Here is a 19,810-nt window from a genome sequence, read left to right on the forward strand (position 1 = left end):
CCACGTGTCCGATCGTTCCCACGTTCACATGAGGCTTCGTTCGCTCGAATGTCGCCTTCGCCATCTCGATGTCTCTCCGGTTCCGGTTAAGCTTTTGAGGGTTGTCAGCTCGCCTTGGCCATGTTGCCCGAGACGATCTTCTCGGCCGCGACCTTAGGCACTTCGTCGTATTTGGCAAACTGCATGGTGTACACGGCCCGGCCCTGGCTCATTGAACGGAGGCGGGTCGAGTATCCGAACATCTCGCCGAGAGGGACGTAAGACGTCACCACCCTGGCGCCCGCGCGCTCGGAGAGATCCGCCACCCGTCCGCGACGAGACGAGATTTCGCCGATAATGTCGCCCATGTAGTCGGTCGGGGTAACCACCTCGACCTCCATGATGGGCTCGAGCAACACCGGGCTGCCACGCACGATCGCCGCGCGGAGAGCCATGGAGCCTGCGACCTTGAACGCCATCTCGCTCGAATCCACATCGTGGTAGGATCCGTCGACGAGCTCGACGCGCACGTCGATGATCGGGTATCCGGCGAGCGTGCCGGAGTCGAGCGAGGCTCGCACGCCGGCCTCGACCGAACCGATGTACTCCTTAGGGATCGCGCCGCCCACGATCTTGTTCTCGAAGCTGAAGCCCGAGCCCGGCTCGCCCGGCTCGATGTTGATGACGACATGTCCGTACTGTCCGCGGCCGCCGGTCTGGCGCACGAAGCGTCCCTGCACTTTCTCGGCCCGTCGCCGGATGGTCTCGCGGTAGGCGACCTGGGGCTGTCCGATGTTCGCGGTGACGCCGAATTCGCGACGGAGCCTGTCGACGATGATCTCCAGGTGAAGCTCGCCCATCCCGGAGATGACGGTCTGGTTGGTCTCGGGATCCGTTATCACGCGGAAGGTGGGATCCTCGTCCGCAAGCTTGCCCAGACCGATGGAGAGCTTGTCCTGATCGGCCCTGGTCCTGGGCTCGATCGCCACCGAGATGACGGGCTCCGGGAAGTTCATGGATTCGAGGACGATCGGCGCCGTTTCGATGCAAAGGGTGTCGCCGGTCTTAACCTGCTTGAGTCCGATGGCGGCGGCGATGTCGCCCGCGTACACTTCTTCCCGTTCTTCTCGCTTGTTAGCATGCATCTGGAGTATCCGACCCACGCGCTCACGCCTGTCTCCACTGGCGTTGTAGACGTAGCTGCCGGCAGGAAGCGAGCCCGAGTAGACCCGGAAGAAGGTCAGCTTGCCCACGTAGGGATCGGTCGCGATCTTGAAGGCCAGCGCCGAAAAAGGCGCGTCGTCGTCCGCTTCGCGCGACTCGAAGGTCTCGGTCTTGTGCGGCAGGTGGCCCCGAATCGCCGCCACGTCGGTCGGCGACGGCAGATAGTCGATGACGCCGTCGAGCAGGCGCTGCACGCCCTTGTTCCTGAAAGCCGATCCGCAAAAGACAGGGAAGAGATCACCGGCGATGGTCGCGGAGCGCACGGCCTGACGCAGCTCGTCGGCGGTGAGCTCGTCTCCCCCCAGGTACTTCTCGAGAAGGTCGTCGTCGTGTTCGGCAGCCGCCTCGGTGAGTGCGTCGCGGAGCTCGTCGACCTGCTCCCTCAGGGCGTCCGGGACGGCGGCTTCCTCGTAGCGGGCCCCGAGCTCCTCGCGGTAGACTATCGCCTTGCGCTCGATGATGTCGACCATGCCGGTGAAGAGCTCGCCTTCACCCAACGGGAGGTGAACCGGGTGCGCGTTGGCGCCGAGTCTTTCGCGCATGGTGTTGACCGCAGCTCTGAAGTCCGCACCCACGCGATCCATCTTGTTGACGAAAGCGATGCGCGGCACTCCGTAGCGATCGGCCTGCCTCCACACCGTCTCGGATTGGGGCTCGACTCCGCCCACCGCGCAGAAGACCGCAACCGCGCCGTCGAGGACCCGCAGCGAGCGCTCGACCTCGGCCGTGAAGTCGACATGGCCGGGGGTATCGATGATGTTGATCCGGAACTCGCTGTCGTCCCGCAGCCAGTGGCAGGTCGTAGCCGCCGAGGTGATGGTGATGCCGCGCTCCTGCTCCTGCTCCATCCAGTCCATCGTGGCAGCGCCTTCGTGCACCTCTCCCATCCGGTGCAGCCGTCCTGTGTAAAAGAGGATGCGCTCGGTGGTCGTGGTCTTGCCCGCATCGATGTGGGCCATGATGCCGATGTTTCGCAGGTGCGAAAGTGGCGTCTTTCTAGACATCGGTCTTCGCTTCTTTCTCTAGTTGGTGTGGCGTTCCCGAGCTTCCGCTCGGGGTTGAACGAAAAAGAGCGCGGTCCGTGCTTTCGCCGCGCTCCTTCCGAATCGGAGAGGGCCGATCTCTCGGAGAGGACGGCCATCGCGTACGCTCGTTTGTCGGTGGGGGCGGGGCCCCTAGTAATTAATGGCGCTTACCAGCGGTAGTGCGCGAAGGCCTTGTTCGCCTCCGCCATCCTGTGGGTGTCTTCCTTCTTCTTTACGGTGCTGCCTTCGCCCCGACTCGCTGCCAGAAGTTCGGCGGCCAGACGATGAGACATGGTCTTCTCGGAGCGCCTGCGGGCGAAGTCGATGAGCCAGCGTATGGCGAGAGCCGACCTGCGCTCGGGCCGCACTTCGACCGGCACCTGGTATGTGGCTCCGCCGACCCTGCGACTTCTGACCTCGATAGCGGGTTTGGCGTTCGAAAGCGCCCGCTCGAACACCTGGATGCCGGGCTGGCCGGCTCGGGTGCCCAAGGTGCTGATGGCGTCGTAGAAGATGCGCTCGGCAAGCGACTTCTTCCCGTCCACCATTAGGCTGTTGATGAACTTCGTCACGGTGGCCGAACCGTAGCGGGGGTCCGGCATGATGGTTCTGCGCTCGGCGGCTGACCTTCGGCTCATCGGTCCTCCCTACTTGGGCCGCTTGGCGCCGTACTTCGACCGGCCCTGGCGGCGGTCGGAGACGCCGGAAGCGTCGAGGGTGCCGCGGATGACGTGGTAGCGCACGCCGGGCAGATCCCTCACTCTGCCGCCGCGGATTAGGACGATGGAGTGCTCCTGAAGGTTGTGGCCTTCGCCCCCGATGTACGCCGTGACCTCGAACCCGCTGGTCAACCGCACGCGGGCCACCTTGCGGAGGGCCGAGTTGGGCTTCTTGGGGGTCGTGGTATACACGCGCGTGCACACGCCTCTTTTCTGCGGGTTGCCTTGGAGGGCCGGACGCTTGTTCTTCTTCCGGATCTCCTTGCGACCCTTGCGCACGAGCTGGTTGATGGTCGGCATGAGGGTTCGGCTCTTTCCATGCTCCCGGAGGTGTCCACGGATCCGCGTGAGCCGATCTGCTCATCCGGTCCGTGGGTAGCAAGCCAAGTTAGCGGAGTTTCGCCGGGAGGGGAAGGGGGTTTGCCCTAAGCCCGGACAGCCCCTAGCGAAACTCGCACGAGCATCGAGAGCGCGTAACACCCTCTGGCGGCGCGATGAGTTACGGACAGCCCCGGTATTCGCCCGAAGAGCGCACCGAGCCCGGCGTCCCTGCGCGAATGCGGCGTCGCACTGTCGCAGGAGGCTTCTTACACGGGCCGCTAGGAAGGCTTGCGCGCCAGGAAGCAGTAGAGCGGAGTGAAGATGCCGGTTGCACCGCCTGCCACGTAGGCTTCCGCGGTTCGGTCCATGAATCTGACGACGCTCGAGGCGCCGCGCGGGAACACTCCCACCAGCTCGGCCAGCTTGGATCCGGCGAAGATCGCCTTGCGGCCCATCGGCGCGCGGCGCAGAAGACCGCTCGGAGTATCTTGGCGTCTCTGGAGGGGCCGGTACCACGGAGTGCCTCCGGCGTCGCCGACGACGCCCAGGTCGGTCGCTTCGATGACCTGGAAGCCTGCCGACTGGAGATCCCGATTCACTCCTTCCATCGTCTCGATGTGCTTGAGCGCTATGCCGCGCATCAGTTCCCGCTTGATGATGCGGTGGCGTTCGTCGTTCGGATCGAATTCGTCGGTCAGGCACATCTCCTGGCCCCAAAAGAGGGCCCCGGGCTTCAATACGCGGTAGATCTCGGAGAAGGCATCCGCCTTGTCCGGGGCATGGCAGGTGGATTCGATCGCGTAGCCACGATCGAAAGTGTCGTCCGCGATGGAGCTCATGTCCATGAAGCTGCAGGCGACGAAGTCGACCATGTGGTCGACGCCGGCCTCGGCGCTCAACGATCTCGCCTTGCCGATCTGGATTTCGTTGGTGTTGATTCCGACCACGCTCGCCCCGGTCTCAGCTACGACGCGGCGCATCGGACCGCCGATGCCGCAGCCGACGTCGATCAGCGTCATGCCTGGGCGTATCTCCAGCTTGGATATCATCCGACGCTGATGCCGGACCTTGGACTCCTCCACGCTCTCCTCCGGCGAGAGCGGCGCGAAGTGAAGGGATTCGCCCCACCCCCACACCATGAACTCACCGCAGAGGTCGTAGTACTCCTTGACGGTTTCAGTGTGATCGTAGTCGGTCGCGTCGTTCCCTGACGACGCCCTCCCGATCCATCCCTCGAATTTCCGCGTGCGACGCGAGACGTCCGATCCACGATACGAGGCCTTCAGCCCCTTGGACAGTTCTCTCATATTCATGGCGACCTTCCTCGGTGTTCGCGACCGCCATGACCGCTGCGGCTTTATTGTCGCAGTTCGCGGATGAGTCGCAGTTTGCGGATGATTCAGTGGCCGGCGTCCTATCTCCAACCTAGGGTGGAGCCGTCGGTTTCGCCAGAAAGAGAACGCCGACATCGGCGGCGAGGCCGTTAGGAGGACTGGTTGGCTGGCGCTTCAAATTGAAAGCACCTCCTTACTCGCTTCCCCCTCGACGATTTCCAGGGCCTCGTCGGTTCGGTCCGTGGCCGCGTCGAAGAGCGCCATGGGGTCGTCGGCCATCCCGTCGAAGAGGGGTTCGATATCCTCGTCGTAGAGATCCTGCGAGACCAGGAATTCGACCTCCTCGTCCTTGTGCATCCCGGTTCCGGCCGGGACGAGCTGGCCGATGATGATGTTCTCCTTCAACCCCTTCAGGATGTCGCGGTCTCCCCGAAGCGCGGCGTTCGTGAGCACCTTGGTCGTCTCCTGGAAGGAGGCGGACGATATGAAGGAGTCGGTGGTGAGCGCCGCCTTCGTGATCCCGAGCAGAAGGGGTTCGGTGACGGCCGGACGCGGCTTGCGTTCCTCCGCCCTCGCCTGTTCCCTGACGCGCCGGTTCACCTCGCGAATGCGGGTCAGGTCGTAGGAATCGCCCTCCAGAAGCTCGGTCTCGCCGGGGTCGTTGACCTTCACCCGACGCAGCATCTGGCGCACGATCACGGCGATGTGCTTCTCGTTGATCTTCACGCCCTGGAGCCGGTAGACGTCCAGAACCTCGCGCAGGATGTATTCCTGCACCCGCCGCCTGCCGTTCGAGAGCTTGAGCAGGTCGTGGGGATCGATCGAGCCTTCGCTCAGTCGATCGCCCTCCTTGACCCAATCGCCCTGCTGAACCCGCAGGTGCTTGCCGACGGGAACCTGGTAGGTCTCGCTGTGGCCCATTTCGGACCAGACGATCACCTCGCGCTTGTTGCGCTTGATCTCTCCGAACTCGACCCGACCGTCGATCCTGGTGATCACGGCCGGATCCTTCGGCCTGCGGCCCTCGAAGAGCTCCGTGACCCGGGGCAGACCGCCGGTGATGTCGCGAGTCTTGAACTCTTCCCGCGAGAACCTGGCGAGAACCTGCCCGGCTTCGACCTTCTCCCTGTCCATGACCTTGCCGTCGAGCAGGGAGCGCTCCGGCGGATGGAGCTCGCCGACCTTGGGGCGTACCACGATTCTCGTCTCCTCGATATCGAGGACGCCGCCCTCGCGCACCACCACCGGGTTCGCGAACGGATCCGTCTCGAAGAGCGTCTCGGCCCGCTTGACCTCAGTGCCGTCCTCGACACGCACTATCGAGCCCAAGGGCAGCCGCACCACCTCGACGCCCGTGCTCGGCTCGGCTGCCTCACCTTCGGCCGGGACGATCCTGAGGCAACCGCCGGGGGCGACCACGGTGCTTCGGTCTTCGGCGGCGCCGGCGTTCTTCACGGTTTCCACGGCATCCGGATCGTGGGTGAAGCCACCGGCGTCGTCGTAGGATCCGAATTCGACGAGTCCGTTCATCCTGGAGCGGTAGGGCTTAAGCTTCTTGTTGATCGTGAAGGCGAGCGTCGCGCCCGTCTCGACCTTGTCGCCCTCCTTCACCACCAGACCGTCCCCGTAGCGGAGGGTGAACGAGCTGATGGTGCGCACCACCTCGCCGTCCTCGTCCAGAGCTACGACAGTCACCTTCTGGCTTCGCGATCCGCTCTCCGCGGCCTTGGTCTTGCTAGTAATCTTCAGGATGCCGGCCCCGTCGGTGCGCAGATCCTCCACACCCTCGAGCCGCACGATACCGTCCTCCCTGGCCAAGAGGGGCGCCTTCTCCGGGTTCCACCGGTAGAGACGATCCCCCGGAGCTACCTGCTGCCCGTTCTCCACGAGCATTGTCGCGCCCTCGGGCACCCTGTGTTCCTCGACGGTCTCTGCGTTGGACTCCGAACGGACGACAACGGTGGCCTCTCGCGCCTTGGTCTTCAGGGCGTTGAGGGCGACACGCAATCCGTCGGTTGAGCGTGTCACGGCATTCAGGTATCTGAAGTCCACCTTACCCTCGATCTGAGCGACCCCGCGCACCTCGGCGACCGCGTATCCCGCCTCGACCTCCTGCCCGTCCGCCGCCAGAAGCTCCGCACCCGGCGGAACGGTCACCTCGTCCAGCGCCTCGTCAGCCACGGTGTAGATGACCGGGTGCAGGGTCAGATGGTCCTTCTCCGCCACTTCGTGATAAAGTATCTCGTCCCGCGGCGCGGGGGGCGGGCGATGGCGGATGATCGTCCTCTGTTCACGAAGGGTCGCGCGGTCGATGTCCTTGCGCACCGTCTTCCCTTCCTCCACGTGGAAAAGCTTGAGCACGCCCTTTTTCTCGGCGATGAAGAGACGGTGGTACGGGTCCCATCGATAGAGAAGCTGGCCCGCGCGCACCTCCTGACCGTGAGCGACGTGCACGGTGGCGCCGTAGGGCAGCGGGTAGCTCTCCTCGCGGAGCTCGACGCGGATGCGTCCGCCGTCGTAGAAAACGACCGCCGGCTTGGTCTTGCGATGACAGAGGTCGATCATGGTGCCGGCCTTGATCTTCGCCCCGTCCTTGACGGCGGGCCGAGTTCCCGCCGGGATCGGGATCTCCTGTCTTCCGTCCTCACCTTCTATGAGCACCGACTCGCTCTCTTCCTCCTCCCCGAGCCGACGGACGCGGCCATCGACCTTGACCTTGACCCGGTAGACGGGACCACCGGGCGCCACCGTGTCGCCGTCCTCGACGGCGACCTCGGTTCCTTCGGTAACCGGGATCTCGGCGCTGAGACTGGTGACGAGCAGCTCGGAGTCGTTGGAAAGCACCACCTTCTCGTCCTGGTCTTCCTGCTCGGGCAGGAACCTGGCGTTGCTCAGCCGTACCGTCCCTTCCTGCCTTGCCGCCTGATCCGGCTGCTCACCGATTCGGGCGGCCGTGCCTCCGATGTGGAACGTGCGCAGAGTGAGCTGGGTGCCGGGCTCGCCGATCGACTGCGCGGCTATGATCCCGACGGCCTCTCCGAGGTCGATCTGCTCCATGGTCGCGAGATTGCGTCCGTAGCACTCGCTGCAGACACCCTTGGCGGCGTCGCAGGTGAGGACCGAACGGACGGTCACCTTCTCGATCCCCGCAGCCTGCACCTGTTCGGCCTTCTCCTCCGATATCAGCTCGCCGGGACGCAGGAGTATCTCGCCGCTGAACGGATCCGTGACCGAGTAGTCGTCTTCCCGCTCCGGGTCACCTGCGACGACGCTTCCCGTGATGCGTTCGGCAAGGGAGTCGATGATCTCCTCGCCGTCCTTGTAGGCTTCGGTCTCGATGCCCAGCACGGTGCCGCAGTCGTCCTCCGACACCGTCACGTCCTGCGCCACGTCCACGAGCCTGCGGGTGAGGTAGCCGGCGTCGGCGGTCTTGAGCGCGGTGTCGGCCAGTCCTTTGCGGGCTCCGTGGGTCGATAGGAAGTACTCAACCACCGTGAGCCCCTCTCGGAAGTTGGAGCGGATGGGCGTCTCGATGATCTCGCCCATGCCGCCGGTAAGCTTCTTCTGAGGCTTCGCCATCAGGCCGCGCATGCCCGCGAGCTGACGCATCTGGTCGAGATTGCCTCGCGCGCCCGACTTCCGCATCATGTGTACCGGATTGAAGCCGTCCCGCGACTCCTCCTGGTCGCGCGCCATCTGTTCGCCGAGGTCGTTGTTGGCGTGCGTCCAGGTGTCGATCACCTTGTTGTAGCGCTCGCCGTCGGAGACGAAACCCGCGTCGTAGGCCCGCTGGAAGCGGCCCACCCTCTGATCGGCCTCCTTGAGAATGCCCACCTTCTCCTTGGGCACTTCGAGGTCGGTGATGCCGATGCTCACTCCGCCCATGGTGGCGTAGCGGAAGCCGAGCTCCTTGAGTTCGTCCAGGAACGCGGTGGTACGCTCGTGCTCCGACTTGAGGAGCACGTCGTAGATGACGTTGGTGAGCTCCTTCTTGCCGAACGTGGTGTTCTGGAACCCGAGCTCGTCCGGCACGATCGCGTTGAAAAGCACCCTTCCCACCGTGGTCATGAACCAAGTGAAGGTACCTGCTTCTTCCCCGATCGGGTGGCGGAAGAGATACCAGATCGGCGTGATGTGCTCCACATGGCCCTCGACCAGCGCCATCTCCACCTCGGCGTAGGACGCGAAGCGCTTGGCGTTCTTGTAAATGTCGGCGAGCTGTTCGGGCACCTCGTCGACTGTGTTGTCGCTCCGGCCGAAACGCACCGGCGCGGTTCCCTGCTCCGAATTCACGAGGCCGCCCGTGCCCTCGAGATCGGCGATCCGCTTACCGGGGTTCGTGAGATAGTAGGAGCCGACCACCATGTCCTGGCTGGGTGTCGTGATCGGGCGTCCGTTGGCCGGAAGCAGGAGGTTGTTGGCGGAGAGCATGAGCACCCGCGCCTCCACCTGCGCCTCGTAGGAAAGCGGAACGTGCACCGCCATCTGGTCGCCGTCGAAGTCGGCGTTGAACGCCGCGCACACCAACGGATGCAGGCGGATGGCCTTGCCTTCCACCAGCACCGGCTCGAAGGCCTGGATGCTCAGACGGTGAAGCGTCGGCGCCCGATTCAGAAGAACGGGGTGGTCGCTGATGATGTCCTCGAGCACTTCGTATACCTTCGGGTGCTGGTCCTCGACGATCTTCTTCGCCCGCTTGACCGTCTCGGCCTCGCCCCTGCGCTCGAGCTCGTGAATGATGAAGGGCTTGAAGAGTTCGACCGCCATCGTCTTGGGCAAACCGCACTGGTGCAGACCGAGTTCGGGGCCGACCACGATGACCGAACGCCCGGAGTAGTCCACGCGCTTGCCCAGGAGGTTCTGGCGGAAACGCCCCTGCTTGCCTTTGAGCATGTCCGAAAGGGACTTGAGCGGTCGCGAACCCCTTCCCTTGATCGCCTTGCCCCGACGTCCGTTGTCGAAGAGGGCGTCCACGGACTCCTGGAGCATGCGCTTCTCGTTGCGCAGAATGACCTCGGGCGCACCCATCCCCATGAGCTTCTTCAGCCGGTTGTTCCGGTTGATGACGCGGCGATAGAGGTCGTTGAGGTCGGAGGTGGCGAAACGACCGCCGTCGAGCGGCACAAGCGGACGCAGGTCGGGCGGGATGACAGGTATGACATCCATCACCAGCCACTCGGGCTTGTTGCGCTGATCGGGCGAGGAACCCGAGTTGCGGATGGCTTCGACCACCTTGAGCCGCTTGAGCTTCTTGCGGCGACGGTGCTGCGAGGTCTCGTTCTCGATCTCCTCCCTGAGCGACTTGGCCAGACGGTCTATGCCCTTGCCGTCCGAATTCCGGTAGCGAATCGCGCGCTTGGGCCCGTCGAGCTGCTTGAGAAGGATGCGTACCGCCTCGGCACCCGTCTCGGCCCTGAATTCCTCGTCGCCGGCGTTGCGGGCGTTGACCTGCAGATCGTAAAGGGCGTCGTCGTCGAGCAGCTCCATGTACGCGACCTTCTGCCTGCCCGGATTGACGACCACATAGTCCGAGTAGTAGATCACGCGCTCGAGGTTCTTGAGCGTCATGTCCAGGAGGTTGCCCAGCGGGCTCGGCAGAGCCTTGAAGAACCAGAGATGGACGATGGGCACGGCCAGTTCGATGTGGCCCATGCGCTCGCGCCGCACGCGCGAAAGCGTGACTTCGACTCCGCAGCGGTCGCATATGCGGCCTCGGTAGCGAATGCGCTTGAACTTGCCGCAGTGGCACTCCCAGTCGCGCGAAGGGCCGAAGATGCGCTCGCAGAAGAGCGCGTCGTGTTCCGGCTTGTACGAGCGGTAGTTGATGGTCTCGGGCTTCACGATCTCGCCGTGCGACCAGTCCCTGATCTCCCCAGGAGACGCGATCCGCATCTGGATGTAGTCGAACCCGATGAGGCGGGCCGTCCTTCGGAGTCCGAGAGCGTCGGCTCCTCCCTGAGGGGGAGTGCGCTGACTGCCGCCGTGTCTTGGAAAATCGATCACCCTTACTCCTCGCCCACTTGGACGTTGAGGCCGAGAGCCTGAAGCTCCTTGACCAGAACATTGAACGACTCGGGTACTCCGGGCCTGGGAAGATTCTCGCCCTTGACGATGGCTTCGTAGACCTTGGAGCGCCCCATCACGTCGTCCGACTTGACAGTGAGAATTTCGCGCAGCGTGTGCGAAGCCCCATAGGCCTCCAGAGCCCAGACCTCCATCTCACCGAAACGCTGACCGCCGAACTGAGCCTTACCGGCAAGCGGCTGCTGCGTGACGAGCGAGTAGGGACCGATGGAGCGCGCGTGGATCTTGTCATCGACCAGATGGCTCAGCTTGAGCATGTACACCGAGCCTACGGTGACCGGGAAGTCCAGACGAGAGCCGCTGCGCCCGTCGCGGAGCCACACCTTGCCCTCCGGGAGGAGATCGGCGTAGGTGATGAGCTCGACGATCGCATCGTCCAGACCGCCGAACTCGGGCCCGGAGGCTTCCAGGGAGCTGACCTTGGGGAAGAGCTCCTCGACCGGGGTTCCCTTCAGCTCGGCGATCTCGCCGGCGGCGTTCCGACAGAAATCTCGGATTCGCACCAAGAGCGCGGTCTCCTGCTTTCGGTGCTCGCGCTCGAGACTCTCCTCGAAACTCTCCTCGTCCTCCGGCGCCTGCCCATCGCCGAGCTCGACGGAACCGGGGCCGAGAAGGTCCCGGTACGCGTCGAAAGGCTGACCGATGCCTCTGAGCGCCCCGCGCGCCCCGTTCCTCTCGGCCGCGGAGTGGAGCACCGGAAGTCGTCCGGCCATGCGCGCCAAGACCGTGAGGTCGCCCAGGTCGGTCGGCAGGACGTCGGCTTCGAAGCCGTGCGAATCGGCTAGCCACTTGAGGCCCGCGAGCTTCATCAGCAGACCCACCTCGTTCTCGGACGCTCCCTGGAAGACCGGCGTCTTAGCCGTGAAGCCCAGCACCCGGCAGGCCCAGCCCAAGTGGGCTTCGAGCACCTGCCCGAGATTCATTCGGGAGGGGACGCCGAGCGGGTTGAGCACGATCTCGACCGAAGTGCCGTCGGGAAGGAAAGGCATGTCCTCCTCAGGGGCGATCCGGGCGATGATACCCTTGTTGCCGTGACGTCCCGCCATCTTGTCGCCTACCGAGATCTTGCGCTTCTCGGCGACGAATATCTTGACAAGCTGGATCACGCCCGGCGGCAGTTCGTCCGGCTCGAAGACCTTGTCGATTTCCTCCTCGGTGGACTGCTTCACCCGATGGATGCGCTTTGTGCTCTCCTCCACCACCGCCCGGATGCGATCGTTCGAAGCCGTTCGCTTGACCTTGAGAGCGTCGAGATCGATGTCCTGGAAATCGAGCTCCTGGACGTCCTGGCTGGTGAAGACCGTCCCCTCTTCCACGATGGGTTCGACCAACCCCTTGCGCAGAACCAGGCTTGCGGTCTCTCCCTTGAGAATGGCGCGCAGCTCGTTGTCGCGCTCGGCCATCACCCGATCCACCTCCTGACGCTCGCGCTCGCGGAGTCGTCCGATGCGCTGTCCGTACTCGCGCTCCAGCAGCGGATCGTCCGGATGGCGAGAGAAGACCTTGACGTCGATCACGGTGCCGGTCATGCCCGGAGGCACCCTGAGCGACGAATCCTTCACGTCCTTGGCCTTCTCGCCGAAGATCGCGGTGAGAAGCTTTTCTTCCGGCGACAGCTCGGTCTCGCCCTTCGGGGTGATCTTGCCGCAGAGTATGTCGCCGTGCTTGACGCGGGCGCCGACCCGCACTATCCCGCGCTCGTCTAGGTCGCCGATCGCCTCGTCGGTCACGTTGGGGAGCTCGACGGTGATCTCCTCCATCCCGCGCTTGGTGTCCCTCACCTGGAGCTCCAGCTCCTGGATGTGGATGGAGGTGAAGACGTCGTCCTTGACCAGCTTTTCGCTGATGACGATGGCGTCCTCGAAGTTGTAGCCGTACCAGGGCAGGAAGGCCACGGTCACGTTCCGACCCAGTGCGAGCTCGCCCGAATCGGTGCTGGAACCGTCCGCGATCACCTGGCCTTCCTCCACCTGGTCGCCGATCGCGACGAGGGGGCGCTGATTGATGGCGGTGTCCTGGTTGGTGCGCCAGAACTTTCTGAGGACGTAGCGATCGAAGCGCTCGAGTCGAGCCAGAGGGGCGTCCCGCTTGCGGCGGCGCTTGTAGCCCCGGTCGATCTGGATCTCGTCGGCGGTGACTTCCACGACCTTGCCTGCAGAACGGGCCTTGATCACCGAGCGGGAATCGCGGGCCACCCGCGCCTCGAGTCCGGTGCCCACGAGAGGCGCGTCCGTATGGAGAAGGGGCACGGCCTGGCGTTGCATGTTCGAGCCCATGAGGGCGCGGTTGGCATCGTCGTGCTCCAGGAACGGAATAAGGGCGGCGGCGGCCGAAACAAGTTGGGTCGGCGCGACATCCATGTAGTCGATCTCGTCCGGTTGCAGCATGCGATAGTCCGCCTTCTGCCGGCAGAGAACCGTGGGGTTGCGGAAACTTCCGTCGGAGCGAAGCGGGGCGTTGGCCTGCGCGATGGCCACGAAGCGACGCTCGCCGTCGGCGTCCACGACCTCGCGCTCCTCCTCGTAGGCGGAGAGCCACTCGATGTCGTCGGTGACCTGTCCGTCGACCACTCGCCGATAAGGGGTCTCGATGAAACCCATGTCGTTGACGCTGGCGTGCGTGGCCAGCGAGGCGATCAGCCCGATGTTCGGGCCTTCGGGAGTCTCGACCGGACACATGCGGCCGTAGTGCGAATAGTGGACGTCCCGAACCTCGAACCCGGCGCGCTCGCGAGTGAGGCCTCCCGGGCCTAGCGCCGAAAGCCGACGCTTGTGGGTCACCTCGGCGAGCGGGTTGGTCTGGTCCATGAACTGGCTGAGCTGCGACGAGCCGAAGAAAGCTTTGACCACGGCGTCCACCGTGCGCGCGTTGACAAGGTTGTCGATGTTGATCTTGTCGGGATCGTTCTTCGACGTCATCCGCTCCTTTACGAGTCGCACCATGCGCGAGAGACCGACGGAGAACTGATTGGCGATGAGCTCGCCGACGGTGCGCACGCGTCGGTTGCCGAGGTGGTCGATGTCGTCGGGAGCGCCCCTGCCCTCGTTGTAGTCCACGAGCCGGTGCAAAATGGCGACGAGATCGTCGATCGAGAGCACGCCCTGGTCGCTTTCGGCGTCCGTGCCGAGCCGCAGGTTGGCCTTGTAGCGCCCGACTCTGCCCAAGTCGTAGCGTGTCTTGGAGAAAAGGGCGCGGTTCAGCACCTCGCGGGCGGTCTTGACGTTTGGGGCCTCACCCGGGCGAAGGAGCTTGTAAATCTCGAAGAGCGCATCCTCCTCCGATCTGGTCGGGTCCTTTTCCAGGGTGTTGAGGATGAGCTTCGAGTAGTCGCGATCAGGCGCGTAGATCGAAAGCGAGACCACGTCGGCATTGAGGATGGTGGTGATCACTCCGTCGTCCACGACGGCGTCCTTGGCCACCAGGATCTCCCCGGTCTCGGGGTCGGCCACATCTACCGCGATCTCCTTGCCCCGGAGATTCTTGAGCCGCTCGTGCCAGATGTCGTCGGCCGCGTCGGACTTGCGCACCACATCGTAGGGGGCGAATACGGCGATCCCCTTCAGCTCGGCGACCTCCTCCTCGGTCTTAGCCGCGAGACCGCAACGCAGCATGTCCTTAATGAGGTCTCCGCCGATGCGGTCGCCCGCGCGAGCCAGCCGGTTCGCTTCCCGGGTACCGTCGCCCGCTCCGTCGTCCGCGTCCCCGCCGGGAACCTCGACATCCTGCGCCAACAACCTGCCGATCAGGTTCTCTTCAAGCGGGGGTACGCTGCGCTCGGCATAGAAGAGTCCCAGCACCTCGGGATCGGTGCCGTGGCCGCGCGCCCTCAGCAGCGCGGTGGCGGGAAACTTCTTCTTCTTGTCGATGTGCACGTAGCACACATCGTTGATGTCGGTGGTGAACTCCAGCCAGGAGCCGCGGAAAGGGATGATCCTAGCACTGTGGAGCCGGGTCCGGTTCGCGTGGATCTTCTCCTCGAAGACGACGCCGGGCGAACGGTGGAGCTGGTTCACGATGACCCGCTCCGACCCGTTGATCACGAAGGTGCCCATGTCGGTGAGAATCGGAAGCTCGCCCAGATAGACGTCCTTGTCGACGTAGTGCCGCATCCGCCGCCTTTTCTTCGCAGCGGCCTTGCCGGAGGTACCCGGCGGCAGATCGTAGACGATAAGACGCAGGGACGCCTTGACCGGAGCCGAGTAGGTCATGTCCCGTTCGATGCACTCCTCCACCGAATACTTGGGCTCGTCGAGCCCAACCGAGCGGTACTCCAGGGTGAGGGCGCCGGTCATGTCCTCCACCGGGAAGTGCTCCCGAAACACCCGATCAAGCCCGAAGTCCCAGTGGTCCTCCGGATTCTCAACGTCCTTCCCGACGAGCCTGTCGAACGAGTTGCGCTGGACTCCGAGCAAGTCCGGCATCTCCATGGGAGACGTGAGCTTGCCGAAGTTGAGAATCGGCCTCTTGTCCATGCGAACGGTCATCTGTTTCTCACTGGGGACACGCAAGCGCCGCAACCCGGGTATGGCCGGCGCAGGTCAGTGTCTGGAGCGTAACATGTGGGCGCGGCGACGCCCCCTTCGGCACCGGTACCGCCGAGGTACCGCCACCGAGGGGCGTCGCCGCGCCCGAGCAGATCGACGGGGCGCCTTACTTGAGCGCCACGGTTGCGCCGGCTTCCTCGAGCTTGGCCTTCATCTGCTCGGCTTCGTCCTTGGAGACGGCCTCTCTGACCGTGCCCGGCTCGTTCGCCGCGCCGTCGACAAGCGCCTTCGCCTCCTTGAGGCCGAGCGAGGTCAGCGAGCGGACGACCTTGATCACCTGGATCTTCTGGGGGCCGATCGATTCGATGATCACGTCGAACTCGGTCTTCTCCTCGGCCGCGGCCGGGTCGATGGCACCGTCGGCCGCCACGGCGACCGGGGCTGCGACGGCGGCGCTCACGTTGAACTTCTCCTTGAACGCGTCGACGAACTGTGACAGTTCGAGGACGGTCATGCCGCCGATGGCGTCCAGCAGCTCCTCTTGATTCATCGCCATTTTCTCTACTCTCCGTCTGGTGCCGACTCCGGGTCGGCGGTGTGTGGGAAGGTGCCCGGCCTCCGTTGGAACGCGGCGGCCGGATTGTCGCCGCTCTTACGCGGGATTGGCCTCGGCGCGCTGTTCGATCAGCACGTCGAGAAGACCGGCGGCCTCCTGCAGCTTGCCTTCGAGCGCGCCCGCAAGCGCTGCCATGGGGGCCTCCAGGGCACCGGCCAACTGAGCCAGCAGTGTATCGCGCGACGGCAGCTTCGCCAGCGCCTGGATCTCTTCCGGTGCGAGAAGGCTCGATTCGAGAACGCCGAGCTTGAAGACCGGTCGATCCTCGTGTTCGGTCGCGAAGTCGCTGATCGCCTTGGCCGTAGCCACGACGTCGGCATATCCGAAGGCCAGACCGGTGGGGCCGGACAGCCCCTCCGAGATGTCGGGCAGACCCGAGTCCGCGATCGAGAGCTTGACGAGGCGGTTCTTCGCCACGAGGTACTCGCCGCCGCTCCCCTTGAGCTCTCGACGCAGCTTGGTGATGTCCTTGACGTCGAGTCCCGTGAAGTCCGTCAGATAGACTGCGGGGGCCCGTTCGAAACGCTCGCGCAGAGCTTCCACCAGAACGGCCTTTTCTGTTCTGTCCATCAGACTCCCCTCCGGTAGATGTTGGGATCGATGGAGACACCCGGGCCCATGGTGCTGGACAGGGTGACGCTCTTCAGGTAGGTCCCCTTCGAGGCCGGCGGCTTGGAGCGCACGATCTGGTCCATGAAGGATTCGAGGTTTTCCTGCAACGCCTCCGCCGAAAACGACACTCTGCCGATCGGCGCGTGCACGTTGCCGGTGCGATCGACTCTGAACTCTATCTTACCGGCCTTGATCTCCTTGACCGCCCGTCCGACATCGAAGGTGACCGTGCCCGCCTTCGGCGTCGGCATCAGACCGCGGGGTCCGAGGATGCGCCCGAGCGGACCGACCTTCGACATGACGTCCGGGGTCGCGACGCAGGCGTCGAACTCGAGCCAGCCTCCCTTTATCTTGTCAACCAGTTCCAAGCCCACATGGTCGGCGCCCGCCTCGCGAGCCTCGATCTCGCGCTCGCCCTGCGTGATGACGGCGACGGTCACGGAGCGTCCGGTCCCGTTCGGAAGCACGACGGTTCCGCGCACGAGCTGATCGGCACGCCGGGGATCCACCCCGAGTCTGGTCGCGATCTCGACCGTCTCGTCAAAGCCCGCGCTGGCCATTTCCCGCACGAGGCCGATGGCCCGACCCGGAGTGCAGCGCACTCCCCGCTCCGGCAGAGTCGCCCGAGCGGCTCTGTATCTCTTGCTTTTCTTAGGCATCTTGGGTTAGCCGTGAGGGAGCCCTTCCGCGAAGCGACGGCTGGCGAAGCGCGGTACGGGCCGGAGGAGCGAAGCCTCCACGAGCGGTCCGGGAGAGATGTCCACGGGCCGCTAACCTTCGACCAGAACGCCCATGGAGCGCGCGGTGCCGGCGATCATGCGCGCGGCGGCGTCCAGGTCGGTCGCGTTCAGGTCTTCCATCTTGATCTTGGCGATATCTTCGAGCTGGGAACGGGTGATGGTTCCCACCTTGGCGCGATTCGGCTCGGCCGAACCCGATTCGAGCCGGATCGCCTGCTTGATCAGCACCGGCGCCGGCGGCGTCTTGGTGACGAAGGTGAAGGATCGGTCCGCGTAGACCGTGATCTCGACCGGCGTGGTGACTCCCTGTCGATCCTGAGTTCGCGAGTTGAAGAGCTTGCAGAACTCCATGATGTTGACGCCGTGCTGGCCCAACGCCGGACCCACGGGCGGAGCCGGATTCGCCTGCCCGCCAGGCACCTGGAGCTTGATGAAGCCGATAACCTTCTTTGCCATGTCTCGCCTATGCCAGCTTCTTTAGTTGAGTGTACTCGAGGTCCACGGTGGTCGGCCGTCCGAAGATCGACACCTCCACTCTGACGCGGCCCTTGTCGTGATCCACCTCGTTCACCACCCCGCTGAATCCGTTGAAAGGGCCGTCGGTGACCTCGACCGCCTCCTCGGTTCGGAAGGGCACGCGAGCGCGCTCCTCCTCCGCTTCCTCGCCCGTGCCCAGAATGCGGTTGATCTCCTCCTCCGCCAAGGGACGTGGATTCAGGGGCTGGGGTCCCACGAACCGCAGGACCCCGGCTATCGAATTCACCAGGTGCACGGTGTATTCCTTCAGATAGGGCCTGATCTTCTCGTTGGTGTGAGAATCCTCACCGTCGAAGTAGGTGAGAAGCTCGACCAGGACGTAGCCGGGATAGCTCCGTTTGGTAACCGTCACGCGCTTCTGGTTGCGCATCTGGATGGTTTCGTACGTGGGAACCAGGGCACGGAGGATCTCGGGTTCCCGATCGTCTTCCTCCGCGCTGAGCCTCTCCTCGTCGATGAGGGTCTCGATCAGATGCAGGACGCGGTTCTCCTTGGAGGACAGCGCCTGCACGGCGTACCAGCGGGGCTCCGGTTCGGGCACCGGGTTGAACGCGACCATCCTAGGCGCCGAACATCCCCATGATGAGCTGGACGAACCAGTCGGAAACCCTGTCCATGATCCAGATGATCAAGGAGATGACGACCGTGAACGCCACCACGACGATCGTGGCGCTGCGCAGTTGGTCGGCGTCCGGCCAGGCGACCTTGCCGAGCTCTGCCGCGCACTCTCCCAGGAAACGCCTCGGACCGGCGACCCGTTCCAGAACCGACACCTACCGGGTCTCCTTGTGCGGCATGTGCCGCCGGCAGCGCCGACAGTACTTGCGATACTCGACCCGCCCGGGGTGGAGGCGCTTGTTCTTCGTGGTGGTGTAGTTCCTCTCCTTGCATTCGTTGCAGGCGAGGATCACGCGGTCACGAGGCATTGGCGGATTCCGGTCTCTCTACTCGAGGATCTCGGTGACGACGCCCGCACCGACGGTGCGTCCGCCCTCTCGGATCGCGAAGCGCAGCTCCGGATCCGATCAGTTCCACCTCCATCTGCACGTTGTCGCCCGGCATCACCATCTCCACGCCCTCCGGCAGACGGGCGGCTCCCGTCACGTCCGTCGTCCGAAAGTAGAACTGCGGCCGGTAGCCGTCGAAGAACGGCGTGTGGCGTCCGCCCTCGTCCTTCTTCAGAACATACACCTCGGCCTTGAACTTCGTATGAGGCGTGATCGTCTTCGGAGCCGCCAGCACTTGGCCCCGCTCGATCTCCGTCTTCCCCACCCCGCGCAGCAGCAGTCCGGCGTTGTCGCCCGCCTGACCCTCCGTCAATATCTTCCGGAACATCTCCACCCCCGTCACCACCGTCTTCCGGTCCGCCCCCATCCCCACGATCTCCACCTCCTCGCCCTGACGGACGATCCCCCGCTCGATCCGTCCCGTCGCCACCGTCCCACGTCCCGTGATCGAGAACACGTCCTCCACGGGCATCAGGAACGGACGGTCCACGTCCCGCACAGGCTCCGGAATGTAGCTGTCGATCGCGTCCATCAGCTCCTGCACGCAGTTCGCCGCCGCTCCCTCTCCCCCAGCCTCCAGCGCGTGCAGCGCCGAACCCCGGATCACCGGGATGTCGTCGCCCGGAAAGTCGTACTCCGACAGCAGCTCCCGAACCTCCAGCTCCACCAGCTCCAGAAGCTCCTCGTCGTCCACCATGTCCGCCTTGTTCAGGAAGACCACGATGTAAGGCACGTTCACCTGCCTGGCCAGAAGAATGTGTTCCCGAGTCTGGGGCATCGGACCGTCCGCCGCGCTCACCACCAGCACCGCCCCGTCCATCTGTGCGGCTCCCGTGATCATGTTCTTCACGTAGTCCGCGTGCCCGGGGCAGTCCACGTGAGCGTAGTGTCGGTTCTCCGTCTCGTATTCCACGTGCGCCGTCGCGATCGTTATCCCCCGCTCCCGCTCCTCCGGCGCCTTGTCGATCTCGTCGAACGCCACCGCGTCACCACCGAACTTCTTCGCCTGCGTCAGCGTGATCGCCGCCGTCAGCGTCGTCTTCCCGTGGTCCACGTGTCCGATCGTTCCCACGTTCACATGAGGCTTCGTTCGCTCGAATGTCGCCTTCGCCATCTCGATGTCTCTCC

Annotated in this window: 12 protein-coding genes and 2 pseudogenes; all 14 read right to left on the reverse strand. The window is 64.4% G+C overall.

The features are described 5' to 3' along the window. Positions 1–104: 104 nt before the first annotated feature. The 14 genes and pseudogenes from fusA to tuf all read right to left on the reverse strand — a co-directional run bounded on the left by fusA (position 105) and on the right by tuf (position 19,796). On the reverse strand, positions 105–2,207 hold the full coding sequence (fusA, locus tag J4G12_09810) for an elongation factor G (GenBank protein ID MCE2456089.1): 2,103 nt from the start codon (positions 2,205–2,207) through the stop codon (positions 105–107). Between the two features lie 188 nt (positions 2,208–2,395). Further along, complete coding sequence (rpsG, locus tag J4G12_09815; protein ID MCE2456090.1) at positions 2,396–2,866, reverse strand: 30S ribosomal protein S7; 471 nt, start codon at positions 2,864–2,866, stop codon at positions 2,396–2,398. 9 nt (positions 2,867–2,875) lie between these two features. Then, the gene (rpsL, locus tag J4G12_09820) at positions 2,876–3,247 is read right to left on the reverse strand and encodes a 30S ribosomal protein S12 (protein MCE2456091.1); all 372 of its coding nucleotides are present in this window, start codon (positions 3,245–3,247) and stop codon (positions 2,876–2,878) included. A gap of 299 nt (positions 3,248–3,546) precedes the next feature. After that, complete coding sequence (locus J4G12_09825) at positions 3,547–4,581, reverse strand: class I SAM-dependent methyltransferase (GenBank protein MCE2456092.1); 1,035 nt, start codon at positions 4,579–4,581, stop codon at positions 3,547–3,549. A gap of 2,961 nt (positions 4,582–7,542) precedes the next feature. Then, positions 7,543–10,494 (reverse strand): annotated as a pseudogene (gene rpoC / locus J4G12_09830) (DNA-directed RNA polymerase subunit beta'). 113 nt (positions 10,495–10,607) lie between these two features. After that, entirely contained in the window at positions 10,608–15,158 is a 4,551-nt protein-coding gene (rpoB, locus tag J4G12_09835) for a DNA-directed RNA polymerase subunit beta (GenBank protein MCE2456093.1), read from the reverse strand. Positions 15,159–15,336: 178 nt separating this feature from the next. Continuing rightward, positions 15,337–15,720 carry a 50S ribosomal protein L7/L12 gene (rplL, locus tag J4G12_09840; GenBank protein ID MCE2456094.1) on the reverse strand — a complete coding sequence of 128 codons (384 nt, stop codon included), beginning with the start codon at positions 15,718–15,720 and terminating at the stop codon, positions 15,337–15,339. Positions 15,721–15,822: 102 nt separating this feature from the next. Then, entirely contained in the window at positions 15,823–16,356 is a 534-nt protein-coding gene (locus tag J4G12_09845; GenBank protein ID MCE2456095.1) for a 50S ribosomal protein L10, read from the reverse strand. Further along, the gene (gene rplA, locus J4G12_09850) at positions 16,356–17,057 is read right to left on the reverse strand and encodes a 50S ribosomal protein L1 (GenBank protein ID MCE2456096.1); all 702 of its coding nucleotides are present in this window, start codon (positions 17,055–17,057) and stop codon (positions 16,356–16,358) included. The genes J4G12_09845 and rplA overlap by 1 nt, the downstream gene beginning before the upstream one ends. Positions 17,058–17,168: 111 nt before the next feature. Next, positions 17,169–17,594: a 50S ribosomal protein L11 gene (gene rplK / locus J4G12_09855; GenBank protein ID MCE2456097.1), complete on the reverse strand. Its 426-nt coding sequence runs from the start codon at positions 17,592–17,594 to the stop codon at positions 17,169–17,171. Positions 17,595–17,601: 7 nt separating this feature from the next. Continuing rightward, positions 17,602–18,234 (reverse strand): transcription termination/antitermination protein NusG, encoded by a 633-nt coding sequence (locus tag J4G12_09860; GenBank protein MCE2456098.1) that lies wholly within the window; start codon positions 18,232–18,234, stop codon positions 17,602–17,604. 1 nt (position 18,235) lies between these two features. After that, entirely contained in the window at positions 18,236–18,448 is a 213-nt protein-coding gene (gene secE, locus J4G12_09865) for a preprotein translocase subunit SecE (GenBank protein ID MCE2456099.1), read from the reverse strand. After that, a complete protein-coding gene (gene rpmG / locus J4G12_09870) occupies positions 18,449–18,601 on the reverse strand; it encodes a 50S ribosomal protein L33 (GenBank protein MCE2456100.1) in 153 nt (50 codons plus the stop codon). A gap of 18 nt (positions 18,602–18,619) precedes the next feature. Then, positions 18,620–19,796 (reverse strand): annotated as a pseudogene (gene tuf / locus J4G12_09875) (elongation factor Tu). Positions 19,797–19,810 lie beyond the last annotated feature (14 nt).

It is taken from the genome of Gemmatimonadota bacterium, from assembly GCA_021295815.1.
In the GTDB taxonomy this organism is placed as follows: domain Bacteria; phylum Gemmatimonadota; class Gemmatimonadetes; order Longimicrobiales; family Gaopeijiaceae; genus JAGWBQ01.